We start from the raw sequence: 17,360 nt of genomic DNA, 5'->3' as shown, positions 1-17,360 counted from the left end.
CATGGCAAGCGCCGCCCACACCCCCCCAATCGCCAGACCTTCATCGGCCCCTGGTTCCATGCGTTTCAAGCTTCCGTGTTCGCAAAGAAGTACGCGGGCACGTCCGGACCCCACAGATACAAGGAGTCTTCGGGCGGATGATTGCCGCCGGGCCACTCGGTGCCTGCGCCGACGAAGTCGATATCGGCCGAGTATTCCCAGAACGAACCCCACGGGTCACGCACATATTGAAAGTAGTTCGATCCGAGCACGTGGCGCCCCACGCCCCATCCGTCGGGATAGCCCGCCCGCTGCATCTGCATCTTGCCCAGGCCGACCGCCTCGATATCCGGAACATCCCATGCGCTGTGGTGCCATCCCTTCGCTGCACCGTGCGCGAATGCAACCAGGTGATGATCGCTGCCGTAGCGCGCATGCAGGAACGCTACGATGCCCTCGGATCCGTCGGATAGCGTGAGGCCCAGTGCGCGTTCGTAGAACGCGACTGCGCCGCGCACGTCCGGCGTGAACATCAGGACATGAGAAAGCCGCGTCGGGCGTGTAACCGGCGCGTCGGCGCGGGCGCACGCACCGCGCAAACGCGAGGATGCCGATTCCCGGACCAAAGGCGGCTTGCAGCCGGGCGACGTCTTCACGCCCGCCTTGAGTTGCAACAGGTTGCCATCCGGATCGTGGAACCAGAAGCCTGCGTCCGGCGCGAGCCGCGCGGGTGCGGCGGCCTGCGCGCCGGCTGCCAGAATCTGCTCGCACAGCGGGGCGAAGTCGTCGGCGAAACAGTTCAGCGCGAGATACGCGAGTTGCTTGCGCGCACCCTCGCGGACCTTCGCCCACACGTGATCGCTTTGCGGCGTGCGCAGCAGCAGCTCGCCAGGCTGCGCTTCAAGTTCGAGGCCGAACGCGTCGAGGAAGCGCATGGCCTCCCCAAGACCCGGCACATCGAGCGCGAAATGGTCGATCGAATGAATGCCGTAACGCGCGCGCTTGTTCGTTGTCGATGTCATGAACCCACTCCCGTGTCACGCGGCCACGCCGCTTGCGTGCACCTGCGCGCCGCTCGGTGCGCGCGGTGCAGTGCCGAGCACTTGCGCCAGCACGCGCCGCAGTTCCATCGCGGGGTCCGCCGCGCGGGTGGTGGAGCGCCAGGCCACGAAGCGGTCCGGCCGCACCAGCACGCAGCCGTCGTCCTCGATCTCGCGCTGGGCGGCCCACTGCCCGTACGCATCGAATGTATCGGTCGCGTGCGCGATCGACACCGCTTCGATCCTGATGCCGAACTCGTCGCCGATCTGCCGCGCGGCGTCGAGCCAGTCCTCGCCGCCACGACCGGTCAGCACCGTGAACACACCGTTACCGACCAGGTCGAGCGTCGATACCTTCTTGCCCTCGCGCTCGATCCACGCATGTGGAAGATACGCGCCGGGCGTCGTGGTCGGGTGGTAATACAGTTCGGGGTCGCGCCGGGCGGCGGGGAAGGTCGCGCCATCGCGCACGATTGCGGCCGATTCGTAGCGCTGCCCCAGTTCGACGCCATGACAGTTGAACTGATAGTTCTGCTGATCGATGGCCCGCGCGAGTGTTTTGCGACGCGTCTTGCCGGTTTCGCTGTCCGAGAACAGTTCATCGAGCGAGGCCCGGCCGTCCGCGGTGCTTTGCCCTTGCGAGAAGCCGAGGGCGCTCGCAATCGACTGCATCTCGCCGACCGATTTTATCGCCCGGTTCACGACGCCCTCGGCAACCGGTTGACGCTCGTCCGAATAGGTTTGCAGGAGCGCGGGCGATGCCTCGCCCTTGACGATCATCGCGAGTTTCCAGGCCAGATTGAACGCGTCCTGCACGGAGGTATTCGAGCCGAGTCCGTTGGCCGGCGGATGCCGGTGCGCGGCATCGCCCGCGATCGCCACGCGGCCCCTGACCATGGTGCGCGCGACCATCCGGTTGATGGTCCACTTCGAAACCGCCTTCACACGAACGGGGATGTCCGCCTCGCCGATGGTGGCACGGGCGCGCGCGATCACGGCTTCCTCGCTGAGATCGGGCTCGCCCTCCCTCGGGTCGTACATGAAGAGCAGAACCCATTCGTTCCACGGGCGCACGCAGATCCAGGTGCCGCTGCCCACCCAGTAGTCGCTGCCCGGCTGGGTCATCCAGTACAGCACGCCAGGGCGGTGTGCCGTGTACTTCGTCAGATCGGCCTCCAGCCAGCAGTTGACCGCGCAGCCAAGTCCCATCTCTCCGTCCATCTGGAAGCCGAGATCCTTCACGACCACGCTTTGCGCGCCGTCCGCTCCCACTGCATAGTCGGAGATCACTTCGATTTCCTCACCGGTCACGCGATCGACGAGCCGCGAATAAACGGCCTCGTCAGTCTGCCGGATCGAAACCAGTTCCGTATTGAAGAGAATCTTCGCACCGTATTCGCGCGCGGCCGAGAGGATGACCGGTTCAAGCAGATGCTGCGGCGCATTGCACATCTGCGAGGGGCTTGCCGCCTCATAGTCGGACTTGCGCGCAACGCCGGTGCCCCATGTCTGCAGCCGCGCGAGTTCCGTGCCGGCAAAGCTGGTGGCCCACACGTTATTCGACATCAGCTCATGGGGTGTGGCGAGAGCGCGGACGCGATCCTCGATGCCGAGATCGCGAAACACCTCGATGGTACGCTGATTCGTGATGTGCGCGCGAGGCGAATGGGCCGTGCCGGGGTAGCGCGTGATCGCCAGCGCGTCGACACCGTATTTCGCCAGCAGTGCGGCAGTGGTGAGTCCGGCGGGGCCTGCACCCACCACGAAAACCGGGACGCGAATCTGTTTCATGTCTCCTCCTTCAGGGGAACTTGACGATCGATCAACGCTGGATCGACGTGTCTTCATCGACGACGACGTTGCGCAATACGCCGAGTCCTTCGATCTCGACTTCGCATACGTCGCCGGCACGCATGATGAGCTTTGGCTCGCGCGCCCAGCCAATGCCAGCGGGCGTGCCGCTCACGATGACATCGCCGGCTTCCAGCGTGATCGCTTCACTGATTACGGCGATGAGCGAAGCGACGTCGTGCAGCATGTCGTTCGTATTCGCCGATTGCACGACCCGGCCGTTCAGGCGTGTTTCGAGCTTGAGGCCCGCACCGCCTGCGGGCAGTTCATCTGCTGTGACGAACATCGGGCCGAACGCGCCGGTGCCGTCGAAATTCTTGCCGACCGTCCATTGCGGCGACTTGAACTGGTACTCCCGCACGGAGCCGTCATTGAAGATCGAGTAGCCCGCAACGCACGCGAGCGCATGCTGCTTCGAAATGTGGCGGCCGCCGCGGCCAAGGATGACCGCGAGTTCGCCTTCGAAATCGAGCGAATCGGAGATGCGCGGGCGGATCATGGGCGCTTCGTGGCCGATCAGGCTCGAGTTCAGGCGCGGGAAGATCGTCGGATAGTCGGGCTGTTCATACGGACTTTCCTTCGTGTGGTCAGCGTAGTTGAGTCCGATGCACAGCAGCTTGCCGGGGCGTGCGAGCGGCGGAAAAAACGTCACTGAAGCCGTTGGGAATTCCTCGGCGTGCGCCTGGTGCAACGCGCCCCGGGATGCGAGGTCGACGCCACGCGCGAGCAGATCGTCAAGGGTCGTCTCGCCGAGCGAGCGGATGGTATTGCCCTGCACGATGCCGAGCAGCCGGCGGCGATTGTCGGGGGAAAAGTGGATGTACCGCATGGCGTCTCCATGTGTTGTCAGTGTGGTGGCATATCGAAGCTCGATGGGGGAAGAATAGAAATGGGCTGGCGGCCGCGGTAGATCGCGCGGCCGTACAGAGTGTCCTGCATGAGGAACAATCGAAGAGGGGGCAGCCGGCGCGCGCGACCGAAACCGGATATCTCGCGCGAGGCGCTTACTCGTCTTTCTGAATGTGCGTGGCGAGATAGTCGATCAGCAGCCGGACGGCCGGCAGCAGGCCCCGGCGAGACGGAAAGACGGCATGGACCAGGCCGCCCTTGGGCTTCCAGCCTGGCACCACGTCAACCAGCGCGCCTTTCTCGAGCTCGTTCTCGACGACCATGTAGGGCAACTGGACGATGCCCACGCTTTTCAGGGCAGCCTGCCGAAGCACCGTCATGTCGTCGGTGATGTAGCGCGGCGCGTGAGGCACGCGCGCCTCGGCGGCGTCCGGGCCGACCAGCGTCCAGGCGTGATCGCGCGGCGGTCCCCAGTCGAGGCTCGGCATGCCGGCGAGATCGGCCGGATGCGTAACCGTTGGGTGCTGTGTCAGGAGCGCCGGCGCTGCAACGAGACGCTGCGGACTTCCGGAGAGCACACGCATGACGAGCCCGCTGTCTTCGAGCGGTGGGAAACGCACGCGCAGCGCGAGATCGAGTCCTTCGCCCAGCACGTCGACCCTGCGATTGGTGGCGTCAAGAAGAATTCGCACCTTCGGGTATTGCATCATGAAGTCAGCCACGAGGGCTCCGATGCGATATTCGAGCAGCGTAGTCGGGCAACTCATGCGCACGACGCCCTGGGGTTCGGAAACCCTGCGCTCCATCACCTCGCGGGCGGCATCGGCTTCCACGAGCACCGCGATGCAGCGCTCGTAGAACTCCTGTCCGGTTTCCGTCACCGAGAAATGCCGCGTGGAGCGGTTGAGCAGGCGAACGCCGTATCTGGCTTCGAGGTCGGCGACGCGCCGGCTCAGCTTGGACTTGGGCATGTTGAGCGCCCGGCCTGCCTGCGTGAAACCATGGTTTTCGACCACTTTCACGAAGTAATAGATGTCGTTCAGGTCGTCCATGACTGTTCCTTTGGCAGAACAATCGAGACATCTTAAAGCATTATGGGTCCAGACCGTCATTGTTCCGCGCATGGAACACAGTCGGCATCTTTCAGGACTTCAAGGCGGTGAGCCGCCCGCATAGCATTGGCCGTGCATGCAGATCCGATGTTTCTCGCATCGGTCCTCGGGATCCCACTTTCACTTCCTGCACTGTTTCTGGAGACAACCATGGCAAGCGAACCCATTCGCGACCCCGCGAACGACCCTCTGCTCACCCCGCAGAATGCGGCATTCATCGTCATCGATTACCAGCCGGTCCAGGTGAATTCCATCGCGTCGATGGATCGACAACTGCTGATCAACAACATCGTGGGCGCGGCCAAGGCCGCGGTCACTTACAAGCTGCCGATCGTCCATTCGACGGTCAACGTGAAGACGGGCCTGAACAAGCCGCCGATTCCGCAACTTCGCGCCGCATTAGGCGACTTCCCGACCTACGATCGGACGAGCATCAACTCGTGGGAAGACGTTGAATTCCGCAAGGCCGTCGAGGCGACCGGCCGCAAGAAGCTGATCATGACGGCGCTATGGACGGAAGCCTGCCTGACGTTCCCCGCGCTCGATGCACTGAAGGCCGGCTACGAAGTCTACGTGGTCGTCGACGCGGTCGGCGGCACGTCCGTCGCTGCGCACGAAGCCGCGTTGCGCCGTATCGAACAGGCAGGCGGCAAGATGATCAGTGTCGCCCAATTGTTCTGCGAATTGCAGCGCGACTGGGCGCGCAGCGAAACCGTCCCCGCGTTCATTGACCTGTTCATTGAAACCGGGGGCACGGCCGGCATCCAGTTCTCGTACGACAAGAACTGACGTATCGGGCGCGCGGCCGGTTGCGGTATCCGCCCGCGCGCCTGTGCGATGTCTGACGAATAGCCGGGCAATCGTTGACGGCAGGAAATCGATCAACATGAAGAGACAGACCGCTCGGGCAGTCTGCCTGAGCGCAGCCTGCTTCCACGCCAACCAGTACGCCCAAAGCAGTGTCACGTTGCAGGGCATGGTCGACGGCGGTGTGACGTGGGTGAATAACGAACATGGCGGCTCGGTAACGCAGTTCGACAGCGGGATCTTCGCGCCGAACGTTTTGACGTTCAGCGCAAGCGAGGATCTGGGCGGCGGAACAAAGGCCCTGTTCAATCTGACTTCACAGTTCGATCTCGGCAGCGGCTCAACCATCCCGGGCGCGGGCCAGATCTTCAATCGCACCGCCTACGTGGGGCTGTCCGACGAGCGTTTTGGCACCGTTACGTTTGGTAACCAGTACGATTTCATGTTCGAGACATTGACGCTCGGTCTCTTTGACGGCGCGTTCCTGTTTGGCGGGCTTTATGATTTTCGCCAGGGACCGTTCAGCGCGCTGGGCATACCGCAGAATCCGACCGGCTCGTTCGATTTTGACCGCCTGGCCGGCGCAACGCGTGTGGCGAACGCGGTCAAATATCGCAGTCCATCTCTTTCCGGATTCAGTTTTGGCGCGTTGTATGGCTTTGGCGGCATTGCGGGTTCGTTTTCCGCCAATTCGACGATCAGCGCAGGGATGAACTACGAGAACGGGCCGCTTGCGGTCGGGGTCGCATATATCGAAGCCAAATATCCGGAACTAGGTAATGGGCATGAAGGTATCCGAAACTTTGGGGCCGGCGCGCATTACAGGTTCGGCAGCCTGCTTGCCATGCTGCTGTACACAAACACGAGGAATACGGCAAGCGGCGCCAGGATTGACGTCTACAAGGCGGGCGCGTATTGGACGATTTCAGGTCCCTGGTCGGCAGGACTCGACTACCAGTACATGAAGGGAAACCAGGTGCTCGAGAACAACAAGGCTCACCAGATCACCACAGCGGTGCAATATCACTTCTCGAAGCGAACGATGGCTTACGTCGAAGCCGTCTATCAGCGTGCCAGCGGCGACTCGGAAACGACGCAAGCCTGGATCAACGGGTTGCTTGAGCCCGACGCGGCGGCGAGCAACCGTTCACAGACACTGGTACGCATCGGGCTACAGACGAGATTCTGATCGGCGCGCCCGGAACGATGCGAATGAGCCTGTTCCATTGTTCCATTAGTGAGACACAGAGGGCGACTTCCACCCTCTACCGCCGTCATCGTCGCGCGACTACCCTGTATCCATGCAACCACGGCCACTGGCCGTCAAACAGGAATATTCGATGATGAAAAAGATTCTCGGCGCTTATAGCAACCCCAACGGGCATTGGGTCGGCGACGGTTTTCCCGTGCGCACACTGTTCTCGCATCACACCATGGGCCGCCATGTGAGCCCTTTCCTGATGCTCGACTACGCGGGACCGAAAAGCTTTGCGCCAACGAACCGCCGGCTGGGTGTCGGGCAGCATCCGCACCGTGGCTTCGAAACCGTGACTATCGTGTACGAGGGCGAACTGGAGCACCTCGACTCAACGGGTAGTGGTGGCCAGATCGGTCCCGGCGATGTGCAGTGGATGACGGCGGGCGCTGGCATTCTGCATGAGGAGTTCCACTCGCGCGCGTTCGCGAAAACAGGCGGGACCCTCGAGATGGTGCAGCTCTGGGTCAATCTGCCAGCGAAGCACAAAATGACGGCCCCCGGCTACCAGAGCATCGTAGCCAGCCAGATCCCGTCGGTCGACCTGCCGGCAGGCGCGGGACAGGTGCGGGTGATCGCCGGCAACTTCGCGGGCAAGGCGGGACCAGCGCACACCTTCACGCCGATGGATGTCTGGGATGTGCGGCTCAATGCAGGACATGGCGCAGCGTTGACGCTACCGGAGGGCCGGACGCTCGCACTAGTCGTGCTGCGAGGTCAGGTTCGCGTCAACGGCGACGAGCGGGTCATCAGCGACGCGCAACTGGTTCTCCTTGCACGAGAGGGCACCGACGTCCAGCTCGACGCCACGAGCGACGCAATCGTTCTGGTATTGAGCGGCGAACCCATCGACGAACCCGTTGCTGCGCATGGCCCGTTTGTCATGAACACGACCGAAGAGATTCGCGAGGCGGTAGAGGACTTCAACAGTGGGCGTTTTGGACAGATGGCCGCGAAGGAGCAACGCGTCACGGCACAGTAAGCGCTGGCATAGCATCTGAAGCGCTCCCTGGCCTGACGTCGGACGTGGCGTCTGGCCAGGCGCGCTCGGTCTCGCTCACACTTCGTCGTGTGCGCGAATGGGCGGTGACGCGGGTTGAGCGGTTGGCCAGCGCCGACTTCGATGTCCGATGACTGCTTACGGGAGATGAGTTGACGCTTGAACGGCCTGTCGAAGCCGGGAACGAACGGCGCCTCCCGGACAAGCAGAGACATCCATCCGCAATCACGCGTGGTCGCGTATCACGTCGACGCAAAAGTCATGGATCGCGGTCACCATCTGATTCAGGCCGGGTTGCTCCAGTGGGTAATGGCCGGCGTTTTCCAGCAGCGTAACTGTGACAGGAACATGCCTGATTCGCTGCAGGAACAATTGACTCAGGTGCAAGGGCGTCCAGCGATCCTGCGCGGGCTGCGTCAGCAGTATCGGGCATACGTCGAAATCTTCCGGCTCGATAACGGGTTGATAGCCGGTGTAGCTGGCCAGAAAACTCATGGTCACCCACTTTCCCGCCGACGTTTTGTCCGCCATGCAGGCTTTCAGCGCAGCCGGGTCGTTGACGAGCGTGTACATCTTGCTCGCTACGGACATGGGAATGCGCAGGCGGGCGAGTGGCGTACGGGCGGTCAACGTCGCGAGTGGGCCGCCAACACGGCTCATGAACAGGTTGAACGCTGTCTCGTCGCGAACCTGCTGGATTCGCTGATCGAGAAAGGTCATTCCGACAATGCCACTGACTTTCCGGTTCCTTGCCGCGACGTGATACGTCTGCATACCGCCCGCGCTCAGTCCGTATGGCACGATGGGCCGGTTGTCTTTCGCCAGTTCCATGTCGATGAGATCGCTCCCGGCCTGAACCCAATCGTCGTAGCGCACCGCCTTGCCGCGGTTCACCTGTGTCAGGCCGTATTCCGGCATGTCGATCGCGATGGTTTCGAAGCCTCGATGCGCAAGCGGCGCGCCGAGTATCGTCGACATTTGGCGGCCATTTGTTCCCACTCCATGGAAAAGCATCACCTTCAGCGGCGCGCGTGCGTTGCGGTAGCAGTCCAGATGGATGCGATGCCCGTTCCACGGCCACCATTCCTCCCGCGGCTCCTGCGCAGGCGACAGTTGAAACTCGGCGGGGAGAAAGCGCTGAATGTCCCGCCAGTTTTGCTGCTGTGCATAAGTCGTCATTCTTCAGATTTCCATACGTGGTGTCATGCGTACGACACGTCAAAGCCCGGACGTTGCAGAAAAAAGGCGCTGCCCATGAGCATCGACGGCGTCCGGTACCCAGCCGGCACCGGGTGGCTCAGGCAGTGGTTGGCAATCGCCAGCGCCGTGTCCGCCGTCATCGCGTAGACGTTGGGCGCAGACAACTTCATCGTGACCGTTTTGCCATCGATGTTGGTCGCCTGCGCCCAAAACTCCGTTCGCTGGACTTCACGTGCGCCTGCGCCCGGACCGCCGGCAAAGATCCGCTGTGCAGCAGCGTTGAGCGCCCTGGATACGGACGGAACTGCAAAGCATGTGCGCATGAAGTTGGTGAGCCGCATCGTCAGACCGATTGTGAGCGGCAACGCACAGTAGACAACTCCGTCCGGTACGCCGGTTGATATGCCCGCGGTAAACACGTCGCCCCACGGGATCGACACGGCCCAGCGCGTGCCGCCCGGAAACGGAATGCGTCGGATGTGCCAGGCGTTCGGCACCGAAACGAGGCGATGATGCTGTCTGATCAGGCCGCCACTTGCTGCGGACTCCAGAATGGTCTTCACCGTTCCAATACTCGGCTTCGTTCCAAACGAAAAGGCAAGGTCGATTCGCACTGCATCGGGCATCTGCGCATTCAGTGCCGCAGCCAGGCAATCGGTCGGGACGATATCGAACCCCGCGCCGGGGCAAAGCACGATACCCGCGCTGACCGCACGCGCATCTTGTGCATGGCAGAACTGGAAGACCGGGATTTCGCCGGTGATGTCCACGTAATGCACGCAATTGTCGATGCAGGCGTTCACGAGCGCGTGGGCCGTTGTGGAAAACGGCCCCGCGCAGTTCAGCACCACGGCGACACCATCGAAGCACGCTTTCGCTTCGGCAACCGCGAACGCCCGAGACTCGAGACCGTGCGCATCTGCAAGCGGCCCGAGCTTCTTGCCGTCTCGCCCCGCGATGACGGGCCGCAGTCCCTGACGTAGCGCTTCGCGCACGATCAGTTCACCGGTGTAACCGTACGCGCCGTAGATCATCAGCTTTCCGCTCATTCCCTTACTCACTGTCGCGAATTACTTTGGCGCTGCCATGCAGGACTGCAGTATGGTGGGGGACGGGTCGACGCCTAGATGTTTTCGCAGGAACGCTAGCTGTAGTACGATATTCTGCAGGCACACCGCCTCGCCTTCGAGATGCAGTTCGAAGTGGTTGCCGTCGACGAGGTGAAATTCGCAGTCCGGAATGCGTGTGGCTGCACGCCAGGCCGCCGCAGCCGGCGTTACCGTATCGCGCCGGCCGGCGACGATGAGTGTCGGCGCCTTGATGCCAGCGACCTTTGCCTCGCGGATGCGCACAATTTCCTGCGGCTGTTTGCCGGGGACAAATACGACCTTCGAGCCGTTTCGATACCACACGAACCTGTCGTCAGCCGCGCGGTATATGAACGCTTTTTCGGGGCGAAACTGCTTGAGGAACCCGGGGGCGCAACGTTGCACATCGCGCGCGATACTTTTGCGGCCAATGTTCAGGGCGCGAACGCCTCGTTTCATCAGATCGCGGAAGACTATATTTTCCGGAACTTCGGTGCGGCTGAGGGGAGCACGGCGGATCGCGTTCGTCAGGTGCTGCGGCAGACGCTTGGCACGTCGAGCGACGACAAATCAGGCGTCGCCGCGCTTCTTGCGCTACATCCGAGAACGCTGCAGCGCCGCCTTTCGGAAGATGGCACAAGTTTCGAATTACTAAAGGATGAGCTCAGAAAGCAGCTCGCGGTCCATTACCTTCGAAATACCCGGCTGACGATTGGCCGGATTGCGTTAATGCTCGGCTTTCCTGCGCAATCCTCGTTGTCGCGCGCTTGCCGTCAGTGGTTCGACGCCACGCCTTCGGACATTCGTGGCGGCAATCAGAAAATGTGATTGCGGAGATCAAAAAAAGCGGGCAACTCATCGTCGTCAAGAGAACGACGGCCTAATGATGCAAGCGGCCGTCGGGGTGTCCAGACAACAGGATGTGCGAGCGGCCACGGAAGAGGCGCACCTGAAGTGCACCTCTTTTTCTATCTCTCGATTCAGCGCCCGGCTTGCTGTTTCGTGAGGTATTTGTCGAGCGCGTCCATGCTTGCGCCCCAACCTTGAGACATGCTGGCGTGCGACGCGTCAAAGATGGCCTTTTCGGCATCGGTAGCGTCCAGCGCACGCCACTCGAGGCGAAGTAATGTGCCACCTTCGACTTCGCTAAGGGTTGTTGTCGATAGCGTATGCAGTGGCCACTCGGGGGCCATTGGGTGTCGCGTCACGCCGCCATCTGCGTCGCTGAACTGCACGACGACCACAATGCGCTCGGGGGGCGTCAATTCGCGGAACGTCCACTTGCCCCACATGGCTGGGGCGTCGGGCGCGCCGCTCGGCTTCATTGCGTAGTGAAAGACGCCGCCGACACGCGCGTCCACAGTGCAGTGGGACAATTCCATTCCCGGCGGGCTCATCCACTGACTCAAATGCTGGGCTTCAGTCAACGCGGCGTACAGGAGTTCGCGCGGCGCAGAGAAGCGACGCTCGAGGATGAAGGGTACAGACACTTTGTCAGTCATGGTGGCGGGGCTTCCTGGTTCGGGTTGAAGAAACTTTGGAGGTCTTCGCGGCGGGCTTTTCTGGTGTGTCTTTGACCGGCGCCTGTTGCAGTTGCTGCAAGTAATTGTCGAGTTGCTCGAGGCGCTGTTCCCATAGGGCGCGGTATTGCATCGCCCAGTCGGCTGCCTCCTTCAGCGGCTCGGGCACGATGCGACAAGGACGAAACTGGCGGTCTCTTCCCTGCGTAATCAGCCCCGCATGTGCGAGAACACGCAGGTGCTTGCTGATTGCCGGCGGACTCAGGTCAAAAGGCTCGGCCAGATCACCTACCGTTGCTTCGCCTTGCGCAAGCCTCGCGAGGATGGCGCGTCGCGTCGGGTCGGCCAACGCGGCGAAGGTGGCGCTCAGATGATCCGATTCCAATTAGTTTTCCATTTGGTTAATTAGCTGATTGGCGAAGTATAGGCGGAACCCAATTCTCGTGTCAATCGACCTTCGTCCGCTGGAGTTGCTCTGGTTCTGGCACCCACTGATATCCAGGGTATCGGTACCGATGTGGCGATCGGGCGCTGGAACCAGGCCATGGATACGGACGGCAATACCTACACCTACCTGCAAGGCCTTCACTACGCCGTCGGTACACCGCTGTCGCTGACGGCGACGAGCGGAACGCTTGCCTGTACCCAGGTGCTCGCGGATAGGGTTACCGACGCTATAAGCGGCTATAACGGTACGCTCGGAACGACTTCGGCTACGCTGGATCTCGGTACGCGCACGCTCAACGACTTGAGCATGTCGATCAATCTGGCGAATACCAACTACACGCTGACCAATACCCAGGCACCGTTGAATAGCGTTTCGAAAACCGGGCAACTGTCGATCCAGTCGGTCGTCGTGGGGCACGATGCAATGCAACCGATGGTGGCGCTCGGCTATTCGGCAACGCTGCCGAATGCGCAGAATATCGGTGGCGTTGTGGTGTTGTCGTGCAAATAATTCGTATAGGTCGACGTTTAAGCGTGCCACTCTTTGCGCCGCCTTTCGTTTCCGCGTCGGGCTTAACCGCTGCCGACGCTCATCAAGGGCTCGGGCCGGTGAAAATCACTGAACCACCTTCTGTTCGTTATCACCCACCACAGCGGCCCCCGCCTTCTCATCCCATTGTCACCCGCCGCCCGGATTCTTGACCCGTGCCACGCTGCTCTGCATCAGCAACGACTGCGTATCTTTCAAGCTCTGCTGGGCCAGCAGCAACGTGAGTTGCTGCGTGGGCGTGCGCGAGGGCAGCTTTCGCGAGGATCTTTACTTCCGGCTGCATGTCGTGCCGATTCACCTGCCGCCGCTCTCGGCGCGCATCGAAAGCGTTGCCGATGCCGAGTAGCCGAGGTGCGTCGCCGCCTTTTCGGCGAGCGCGAGGAGCGCGTTGTCTGTCGTCGGCATAGGGGGCACGACGTAGAGATCGGCAATATCGGTCACCGGGTCGCTGAACGGCGTTGGCGCACTGCGTTGGGCGTGCAGAAAATCGCGTATCGGCGCAGGGTCCGCGAGACCCAGAAAGCGGCTGATGCTGGCTATTGTCGTGTCCGCATCCTCGATGAGATTGCGATAGCCGATCGTCAATGTCTGCTCCTTGGGGATTTCAGCGAAAAATTCGATGATCTCGGCCACATACTGACCCCATACGCGCACGCCGTCGTTGACGGACCCGATCCAGTGCTTGCGCACCAGCGAATTGGCGACCCAGCCTGGATCGCGATGAAGATGGATGAAGCGCGCGTTGGGCAGCAGCTCGTGGATGAGTTTCAGGCACGACCCGGAGCGCGGCAGTCGCTCGATTGCGCCGATGCGGCCGGAAAGAATCGTCGGATCGGCGTAGGGAGGATGCTTGTCGCCCCAGATCGGCGCCGACATATCGAGGTCTTCACGATAGAAGCGCTCGACCCACGCGCCGAGCGTGCGGCGGCTATAGGCGCTGAAGCGGTCCCGGCAGGACGCGCCCAGCAGATCGGGGCGCTGGCTGCCCATATCCAGCATGTTCTTGACCAGCGCGAAAATGCGGCATTCGTTGGTTAGCTGGATGTGCGGGTGCGCATTGAGAACCGAACAGAGAAACGTCGTTCCCGAGCGCGGTGCGCCGACAATGAATAGCGGAAAAGAATGCATGCTGCCCTCTCTCCTGTTGCGTTCTGTGCCGTTGCTTCATTTGCACCGATCTTACCTGCCGCCGCTGGCGCGAAACTGACGCCACGATGGCCAAGGTGACAATGCGGTTGCATCGGCTGGGCTACCGGGCAGCGTGAAAACTAGCGCAGAATCGCCTGGAAAAACGCGAGCACGCTTGCATCGGTTTTCATCACAGTTGCGCCTCGATTGCGGCCTTGTCGATGACCGACCAGACCTGCGCGATCTTCCCGTCGCGCCAGGCATAAAAGACATTCTCCGAAAACGCGATTCGCCGGCCGTCGACAGGCAAGCCGAGAAAGACCTTTCGGGGCGTGCAATCAAACCGTAAGCGGCAGGCAATGAGCGGCGGTTCGGCGACCAGCAGTTCGATTTCGAAGCGCAAGTCGGGAATGTCGCGAACGTCTTGTTCCAGGATGGCGCGATATCCCGCGAGACCAGTTACACGGCCGTTGTGGATCGCGTCCTGAGCGACGAATTCCCCGAGCGAAACCCAATCGCGCCGGTTCAGGCAGTCGATGTAGCGCCGGTAAAGCGTGCTTAGATCGTGTGCGTCTGCGCGCTGCTTGCGGTCGTGGCGTTGGTTGTGGGCGCGAACGAGGCGCGCAAGGCGAACTGATATGACTTCGCGGATCCCGGCACGCCTCCGGTTTCGAGGCGCACCGCCCGGTTGCGGGCCCACGAATCAGTGAGAGCCCGCGTCGCTCGTGTGCCAGCAAGCGTCAAAGCTTCGGGCCGCCCATTCCGGGCGGCTCGATACCGCTGCCCGGCGCGAGCGGATCGTCCTGCCAATGCGCGCGTGCACCGTAGTACTCGTGCACGGTGGTCGCCCAGCCAATGTCGGCCATGGAAGGCCAGTGGTCCTTGTCGAAGCCCGGTGCATCCTTCACACGCTCGCTGTTCACGTTCAGCACGAAACACTTGTGCGTGGTGTCGAGCGTGAGCGCGGCCCACGGCAGCGCGAGCAGCTTGTCGCCAATGCCGAGAAAGCCGCCGCTCGACATGACCGCGTAGGCAATGCGTCCGCGTTCGACATCGAGCATGATGTGCTTGATCTTGCCGAGTTCTTCGTTATCCGAACTGTACACGCGGTCGCCTTCGAGCGTGCTCGAGGCCATGATGTACGGGCCTGGGCCGGCAGCGGTCTCACTGCCTTTGCCGACGATACGCGCGCCGGTCTGCGGGGAATCGGGGTTCATCGCCATGATGGGCTCCTGAAATAGTCGAAGGTTGCGTGACGCGTTCGCATCTCCCGCGCGGCCATCGGGTTGTCCGACCGTCCGTGCGGCGTCGATGCATCGAATATTCAGCAATGCGCGCGCCCGGGTCGCCGCCATGGCCGCGCCGCGCTGGCATCCTCCTTGCGCATACGGGAAGCGACGAGTTCGGGAGGGCATGGGCAATGAGGGGGATGGCCCCGCGACCGGTTGCGGCGCGCTGTGCCGTTTCTCGTTCGAAGTGGCCGAATTCCGCTGTCTCTACCGATTGACGAGGAGGGAAGTCTTCCGATGCCCGAGGAAGCACTATGGTTTTTGCTGATCGGCGTGCTGCTGGTGTTCATGGCGCTCGCGCGGGGCCCGATCGCGCGCCTGCCGCTTACGGGCGCGATGATTTATCTGGCCGTGGGCGTGATCGTCGGGCCGGGTGTGCTCGGGCTCGTGCATGCAGACCTTGCGCAGAACGTGCGCACGCTCACCGTGGTGGCGGAGGCCGGGCTCGTGATCTCGCTGTTTTCCGTCGGCATGCACTTGCGCGTGCGGTTGCGCGACCGGCTCTGGTGCTTGCCATTGCGCCTTGGCGTGCTGGCCATGGCGCTCAGTGTCGCGCTGATGTACGCGTTTGGCACGGCGTTGGGCGCCGCCACCGGCGTGGCCCTGTTTCTTGCCGCGACGCTGGCGCCGACCGACCCGGTGCTCGCCAATGAACTGCGCGTCCATGAAGCCGGCGACGCCGAGCCAGTGCGATTCGCGCTCTCGGGCGAGGGCGGCCTCAACGACGGCGCGGCGATGCCGTTCGCGCTCCTCGGTCTCGCGCTGTGCGGCGTACACGGCGCCGGCACGCAGAACGCGGCGGCATTTGCCGCGTGGCTGGCTTGGGGCATTGTGGGCGCGCTCCTCGTGGGTGCCGTGCTCGCCACGCTATGCGTGCGGGTCGTGTTCCATCTGCGCACTCGATATGGGGAAGCGGTGGGCCTGGACGGCTTCATAGCGATCGGGCTGATGTCCGTGACCTACGGCGTGGCGCTGCTGTTGCACGCGTACGCGTTCGTGGCCGTATTTGCCGCGGGCGTAGCGCTGCGCCACCAGGAACTGCGCGCGACGGGCGAGCGCCGCCCGGCCGAAGCGCTCGAAAACGTGCAGCTTGGCGAGCGCACCGAAGTCGCGCAAGACCCGCAGCGCGCGCACGTCTGGCTTGCCGAAGGCATGACGGGTTTCACGCTGGAAATCGAGCGGCTCGCCGAGTTATCGGTACTGCTGATCATCGGCTGTGTGATCTCCGCACATTGGCGCGAGATGCTCGACCTGCGCGCCGTGCTATGTGCACTCGTGCTGGTGTTCGTTGCACGACCGGTGGCCGTTTTCGCGGCAATGGCGGGCTCGCCCGCGAACGCGCCGCAGCGCGTCCTGATGGCATGGATGGGCATACGCGGCGTGGGCGCGTTCTATTACGCGGTGTGGGGTATCGACGTGGCCGGCGACGCGCTGCGCCCTGTCTTGCCCGCGGCACTCGACGCGATCGTGCTGTCCGTCATGCTGCACGGCGCGACGGCGGGCTACGTGCTCGAACGCTATTACCGGCGCCAGGAAGCGCACGCGGCGACGGAGCGCCGCGTGCGCGCGAGGGAGGCGTTCGACTAGCCGGCGGGTGGAGCGGCCGGCGCGCATCGAGGCAGACCTGAGCCCGGCCGCGCCCGGCCTGATTGTCACGGCACGCGCCGCTGCGAAATGTCTTCGAGCGTATTGGCGATGCGCTCGCGCTGCGCGTCGTCGCAGCGCGTGGCGATATCGCCGAGCGACAGCGTGCCCACCAGTTCGCGTTCGTGGTTCACCACGGGCAGCCTGCGCACCTGCGCCTCCGCCATGCGGCGCTGGACGACGTTTACGTCTTCGTCCTCGTAGCACCACTGCACGCCCGAGGTTGCCACGTGCGACACGGTTTCTTCGCCCGTGCAGCCCTGGGCGAGCCCGCGCATGGCGAGGTCGCGGTCGGTCACCATGCCGACGATCTGCTCGCCGTCGCACACCGGCAGCGCCCCGATGTCATGGTCGCGCATGAGTTCGGCGGCGTGGCGGATCGTCGTGTCAGGCGCGATATGCACGACTTCGCGTGACATCACTTCGCGAACCTGGGTCATTGTCTTCTCCTTTCGTGATCGTATCGTCTCTTCTCATGCCTCATGGGAAACGCGCCGCGCGCCCGGCGCGCGCCGGCGGCCCGTGCGGCGGCGGATCGCCTTCAGGCAGCGTGGGCGGCGGGCGTTGCGGGGCGTCCAGCGGATCGGGCGGCGGTAAATGA

The 17,360-nt window shown here is 62.8% G+C and carries 18 protein-coding genes and 1 pseudogene; 7 read left to right on the top strand and 12 right to left on the bottom strand.

Going from position 1 to position 17,360, the window contains the following annotated elements:
* Nucleotides 1–65: 65 nt before the first annotated feature.
* From C7411_RS26020 to C7411_RS26005, 4 genes are all read right to left on the bottom strand, one after another.
* On the bottom strand, nucleotides 66–1,001 hold the full coding sequence (locus C7411_RS26020) for a VOC family protein (protein ID WP_110386889.1): 936 nt from the start codon (nucleotides 999–1,001) through the stop codon (nucleotides 66–68).
* Between the two features lie 15 nt (nucleotides 1,002–1,016).
* Complete coding sequence (locus tag C7411_RS26015; RefSeq protein WP_110386888.1) at nucleotides 1,017–2,810, bottom strand: FAD-dependent monooxygenase; 1,794 nt, start codon at nucleotides 2,808–2,810, stop codon at nucleotides 1,017–1,019.
* A gap of 31 nt (nucleotides 2,811–2,841) precedes the next feature.
* The gene (locus tag C7411_RS26010; protein WP_110386887.1) at nucleotides 2,842–3,699 is read right to left on the bottom strand and encodes a fumarylacetoacetate hydrolase family protein; all 858 of its coding nucleotides are present in this window, start codon (nucleotides 3,697–3,699) and stop codon (nucleotides 2,842–2,844) included.
* Nucleotides 3,700–3,874: 175 nt separating this feature from the next.
* On the bottom strand, nucleotides 3,875–4,771 hold the full coding sequence (locus tag C7411_RS26005) for a LysR substrate-binding domain-containing protein (RefSeq protein ID WP_110386886.1): 897 nt from the start codon (nucleotides 4,769–4,771) through the stop codon (nucleotides 3,875–3,877).
* A gap of 210 nt (nucleotides 4,772–4,981) precedes the next feature.
* Between C7411_RS26005 and C7411_RS26000 the strand changes: the two genes are divergently transcribed.
* The 3 genes from C7411_RS26000 to C7411_RS25990 all read left to right on the top strand — a co-directional run bounded on the left by C7411_RS26000 (nucleotide 4,982) and on the right by C7411_RS25990 (nucleotide 7,875).
* Complete coding sequence (locus tag C7411_RS26000) at nucleotides 4,982–5,620, top strand: hydrolase (RefSeq protein ID WP_110386885.1); 639 nt, start codon at nucleotides 4,982–4,984, stop codon at nucleotides 5,618–5,620.
* A gap of 97 nt (nucleotides 5,621–5,717) precedes the next feature.
* Nucleotides 5,718–6,827: a porin gene (locus C7411_RS25995; protein ID WP_110386884.1), complete on the top strand. Its 1,110-nt coding sequence runs from the start codon at nucleotides 5,718–5,720 to the stop codon at nucleotides 6,825–6,827.
* 154 nt (nucleotides 6,828–6,981) lie between these two features.
* On the top strand, nucleotides 6,982–7,875 hold the full coding sequence (locus C7411_RS25990) for a pirin family protein (protein WP_110386970.1): 894 nt from the start codon (nucleotides 6,982–6,984) through the stop codon (nucleotides 7,873–7,875).
* Between the two features lie 243 nt (nucleotides 7,876–8,118).
* Here C7411_RS25990 and C7411_RS25985 read toward each other — a convergent pair whose 3' ends face one another.
* On the bottom strand, nucleotides 8,119–9,072 hold the full coding sequence (locus tag C7411_RS25985; RefSeq protein ID WP_110386883.1) for an alpha/beta hydrolase: 954 nt from the start codon (nucleotides 9,070–9,072) through the stop codon (nucleotides 8,119–8,121).
* Between the two features lie 23 nt (nucleotides 9,073–9,095).
* Nucleotides 9,096–10,127 carry a saccharopine dehydrogenase family protein gene (locus C7411_RS25980; RefSeq protein WP_243413356.1) on the bottom strand — a complete coding sequence of 344 codons (1,032 nt, stop codon included), beginning with the start codon at nucleotides 10,125–10,127 and terminating at the stop codon, nucleotides 9,096–9,098.
* A gap of 156 nt (nucleotides 10,128–10,283) precedes the next feature.
* Here C7411_RS25980 and C7411_RS25970 point away from each other — a divergent pair, with 156 nt between their 5' ends.
* The gene (locus tag C7411_RS25970; RefSeq protein ID WP_243413348.1) at nucleotides 10,284–11,009 is read left to right on the top strand and encodes a helix-turn-helix transcriptional regulator; all 726 of its coding nucleotides are present in this window, start codon (nucleotides 10,284–10,286) and stop codon (nucleotides 11,007–11,009) included.
* A gap of 152 nt (nucleotides 11,010–11,161) precedes the next feature.
* On the opposite strand, the gene C7411_RS25965 is transcribed toward C7411_RS25970, so the two are convergent.
* The gene (locus C7411_RS25965) at nucleotides 11,162–11,683 is read right to left on the bottom strand and encodes an SRPBCC family protein (RefSeq protein ID WP_110386881.1); all 522 of its coding nucleotides are present in this window, start codon (nucleotides 11,681–11,683) and stop codon (nucleotides 11,162–11,164) included.
* On the bottom strand, nucleotides 11,676–12,086 hold the full coding sequence (locus C7411_RS25960; RefSeq protein ID WP_110386880.1) for an ArsR/SmtB family transcription factor: 411 nt from the start codon (nucleotides 12,084–12,086) through the stop codon (nucleotides 11,676–11,678). The genes C7411_RS25965 and C7411_RS25960 overlap by 8 nt, the downstream gene beginning before the upstream one ends.
* A gap of 159 nt (nucleotides 12,087–12,245) precedes the next feature.
* Here C7411_RS25960 and C7411_RS25955 point away from each other — a divergent pair, with 159 nt between their 5' ends.
* Nucleotides 12,246–12,659, top strand: a complete 414-nt coding sequence (locus tag C7411_RS25955) for a hypothetical protein (protein ID WP_110386879.1) — start codon at nucleotides 12,246–12,248, stop codon at nucleotides 12,657–12,659.
* A gap of 187 nt (nucleotides 12,660–12,846) precedes the next feature.
* On the top strand, nucleotides 12,847–13,044 hold the full coding sequence (locus C7411_RS38680; RefSeq protein ID WP_207786565.1) for a hypothetical protein: 198 nt from the start codon (nucleotides 12,847–12,849) through the stop codon (nucleotides 13,042–13,044).
* Here the strand turns inward: C7411_RS38680 and C7411_RS25945 are convergent.
* From C7411_RS25945 to C7411_RS25935, 3 genes and pseudogenes are all read right to left on the bottom strand, one after another.
* A complete protein-coding gene (locus tag C7411_RS25945; protein WP_110386878.1) occupies nucleotides 12,993–13,826 on the bottom strand; it encodes a sulfotransferase family protein in 834 nt (277 codons plus the stop codon). The genes C7411_RS38680 and C7411_RS25945 overlap by 52 nt on opposite strands.
* Nucleotides 13,827–14,016: 190 nt before the next feature.
* Nucleotides 14,017–14,391: pseudogene (locus C7411_RS25940) on the bottom strand (ester cyclase); the annotation flags it as partial.
* Nucleotides 14,392–14,566: 175 nt separating this feature from the next.
* Nucleotides 14,567–15,049, bottom strand: coding sequence for a PRC-barrel domain-containing protein (locus C7411_RS25935; RefSeq protein ID WP_243413347.1), 483 nt, complete (start codon nucleotides 15,047–15,049; stop codon nucleotides 14,567–14,569).
* 303 nt (nucleotides 15,050–15,352) lie between these two features.
* On the opposite strand from C7411_RS25935, the gene C7411_RS25930 reads away from it, so the two are divergent.
* Entirely contained in the window at nucleotides 15,353–16,702 is a 1,350-nt protein-coding gene (locus C7411_RS25930; protein WP_110386877.1) for a cation:proton antiporter domain-containing protein, read from the top strand.
* Between the two features lie 65 nt (nucleotides 16,703–16,767).
* Here C7411_RS25930 and C7411_RS25925 read toward each other — a convergent pair whose 3' ends face one another.
* A complete protein-coding gene (locus C7411_RS25925; RefSeq protein WP_042267178.1) occupies nucleotides 16,768–17,199 on the bottom strand; it encodes a CBS domain-containing protein in 432 nt (143 codons plus the stop codon).
* Nucleotides 17,200–17,360: the final 161 nt, after the last annotated feature.

The sequence above is a fragment of the Paraburkholderia silvatlantica genome (assembly GCF_003096715.1).
GTDB lineage: Bacteria > Pseudomonadota > Gammaproteobacteria > Burkholderiales > Burkholderiaceae > Paraburkholderia > Paraburkholderia silvatlantica.
Note: the sequence above shows the minus strand (reverse complement) of the source record. Positions and strands in the feature narration are given on the sequence as shown.

Bases quoted from the DNA above. Each gene is read 5' to 3' on its own strand.
- C7411_RS26020 (WP_110386889.1), bottom strand. From the start codon at position 1,001: ATGACATCGACAACGAACAAGCGCGCGCGTTACGGCATTCATTCGATC.
- C7411_RS26015 (WP_110386888.1), bottom strand. From the start codon at position 2,810: ATGAAACAGATTCGCGTCCCGGTTTTCGTGGTGGGTGCAGGCCCCGCC.
- C7411_RS26010 (WP_110386887.1), bottom strand. From the start codon at position 3,699: ATGCGGTACATCCACTTTTCCCCCGACAATCGCCGCCGGCTGCTCGGC.
- C7411_RS26005 (WP_110386886.1), bottom strand. From the start codon at position 4,771: ATGGACGACCTGAACGACATCTATTACTTCGTGAAAGTGGTCGAAAAC.
- C7411_RS26000 (WP_110386885.1), top strand. From the start codon at position 4,982: ATGGCAAGCGAACCCATTCGCGACCCCGCGAACGACCCTCTGCTCACC.
- C7411_RS25995 (WP_110386884.1), top strand. From the start codon at position 5,718: ATGAAGAGACAGACCGCTCGGGCAGTCTGCCTGAGCGCAGCCTGCTTC.
- C7411_RS25990 (WP_110386970.1), top strand. From the start codon at position 6,982: ATGAAAAAGATTCTCGGCGCTTATAGCAACCCCAACGGGCATTGGGTC.
- C7411_RS25985 (WP_110386883.1), bottom strand. From the start codon at position 9,072: ATGACGACTTATGCACAGCAGCAAAACTGGCGGGACATTCAGCGCTTT.
- C7411_RS25980 (WP_243413356.1), bottom strand. From the start codon at position 10,127: ATGATCTACGGCGCGTACGGTTACACCGGTGAACTGATCGTGCGCGAA.
- C7411_RS25970 (WP_243413348.1), top strand. From the start codon at position 10,284: ATGCAGTTCGAAGTGGTTGCCGTCGACGAGGTGAAATTCGCAGTCCGG.
- C7411_RS25965 (WP_110386881.1), bottom strand. From the start codon at position 11,683: ATGACTGACAAAGTGTCTGTACCCTTCATCCTCGAGCGTCGCTTCTCT.
- C7411_RS25955 (WP_110386879.1), top strand. From the start codon at position 12,246: ATGGATACGGACGGCAATACCTACACCTACCTGCAAGGCCTTCACTAC.
- C7411_RS25945 (WP_110386878.1), bottom strand. From the start codon at position 13,826: ATGCATTCTTTTCCGCTATTCATTGTCGGCGCACCGCGCTCGGGAACG.
- C7411_RS25935 (WP_243413347.1), bottom strand. From the start codon at position 15,049: ATGGCGATGAACCCCGATTCCCCGCAGACCGGCGCGCGTATCGTCGGC.
- C7411_RS25930 (WP_110386877.1), top strand. From the start codon at position 15,353: ATGCCCGAGGAAGCACTATGGTTTTTGCTGATCGGCGTGCTGCTGGTG.
- C7411_RS25925 (WP_042267178.1), bottom strand. From the start codon at position 17,199: ATGACCCAGGTTCGCGAAGTGATGTCACGCGAAGTCGTGCATATCGCG.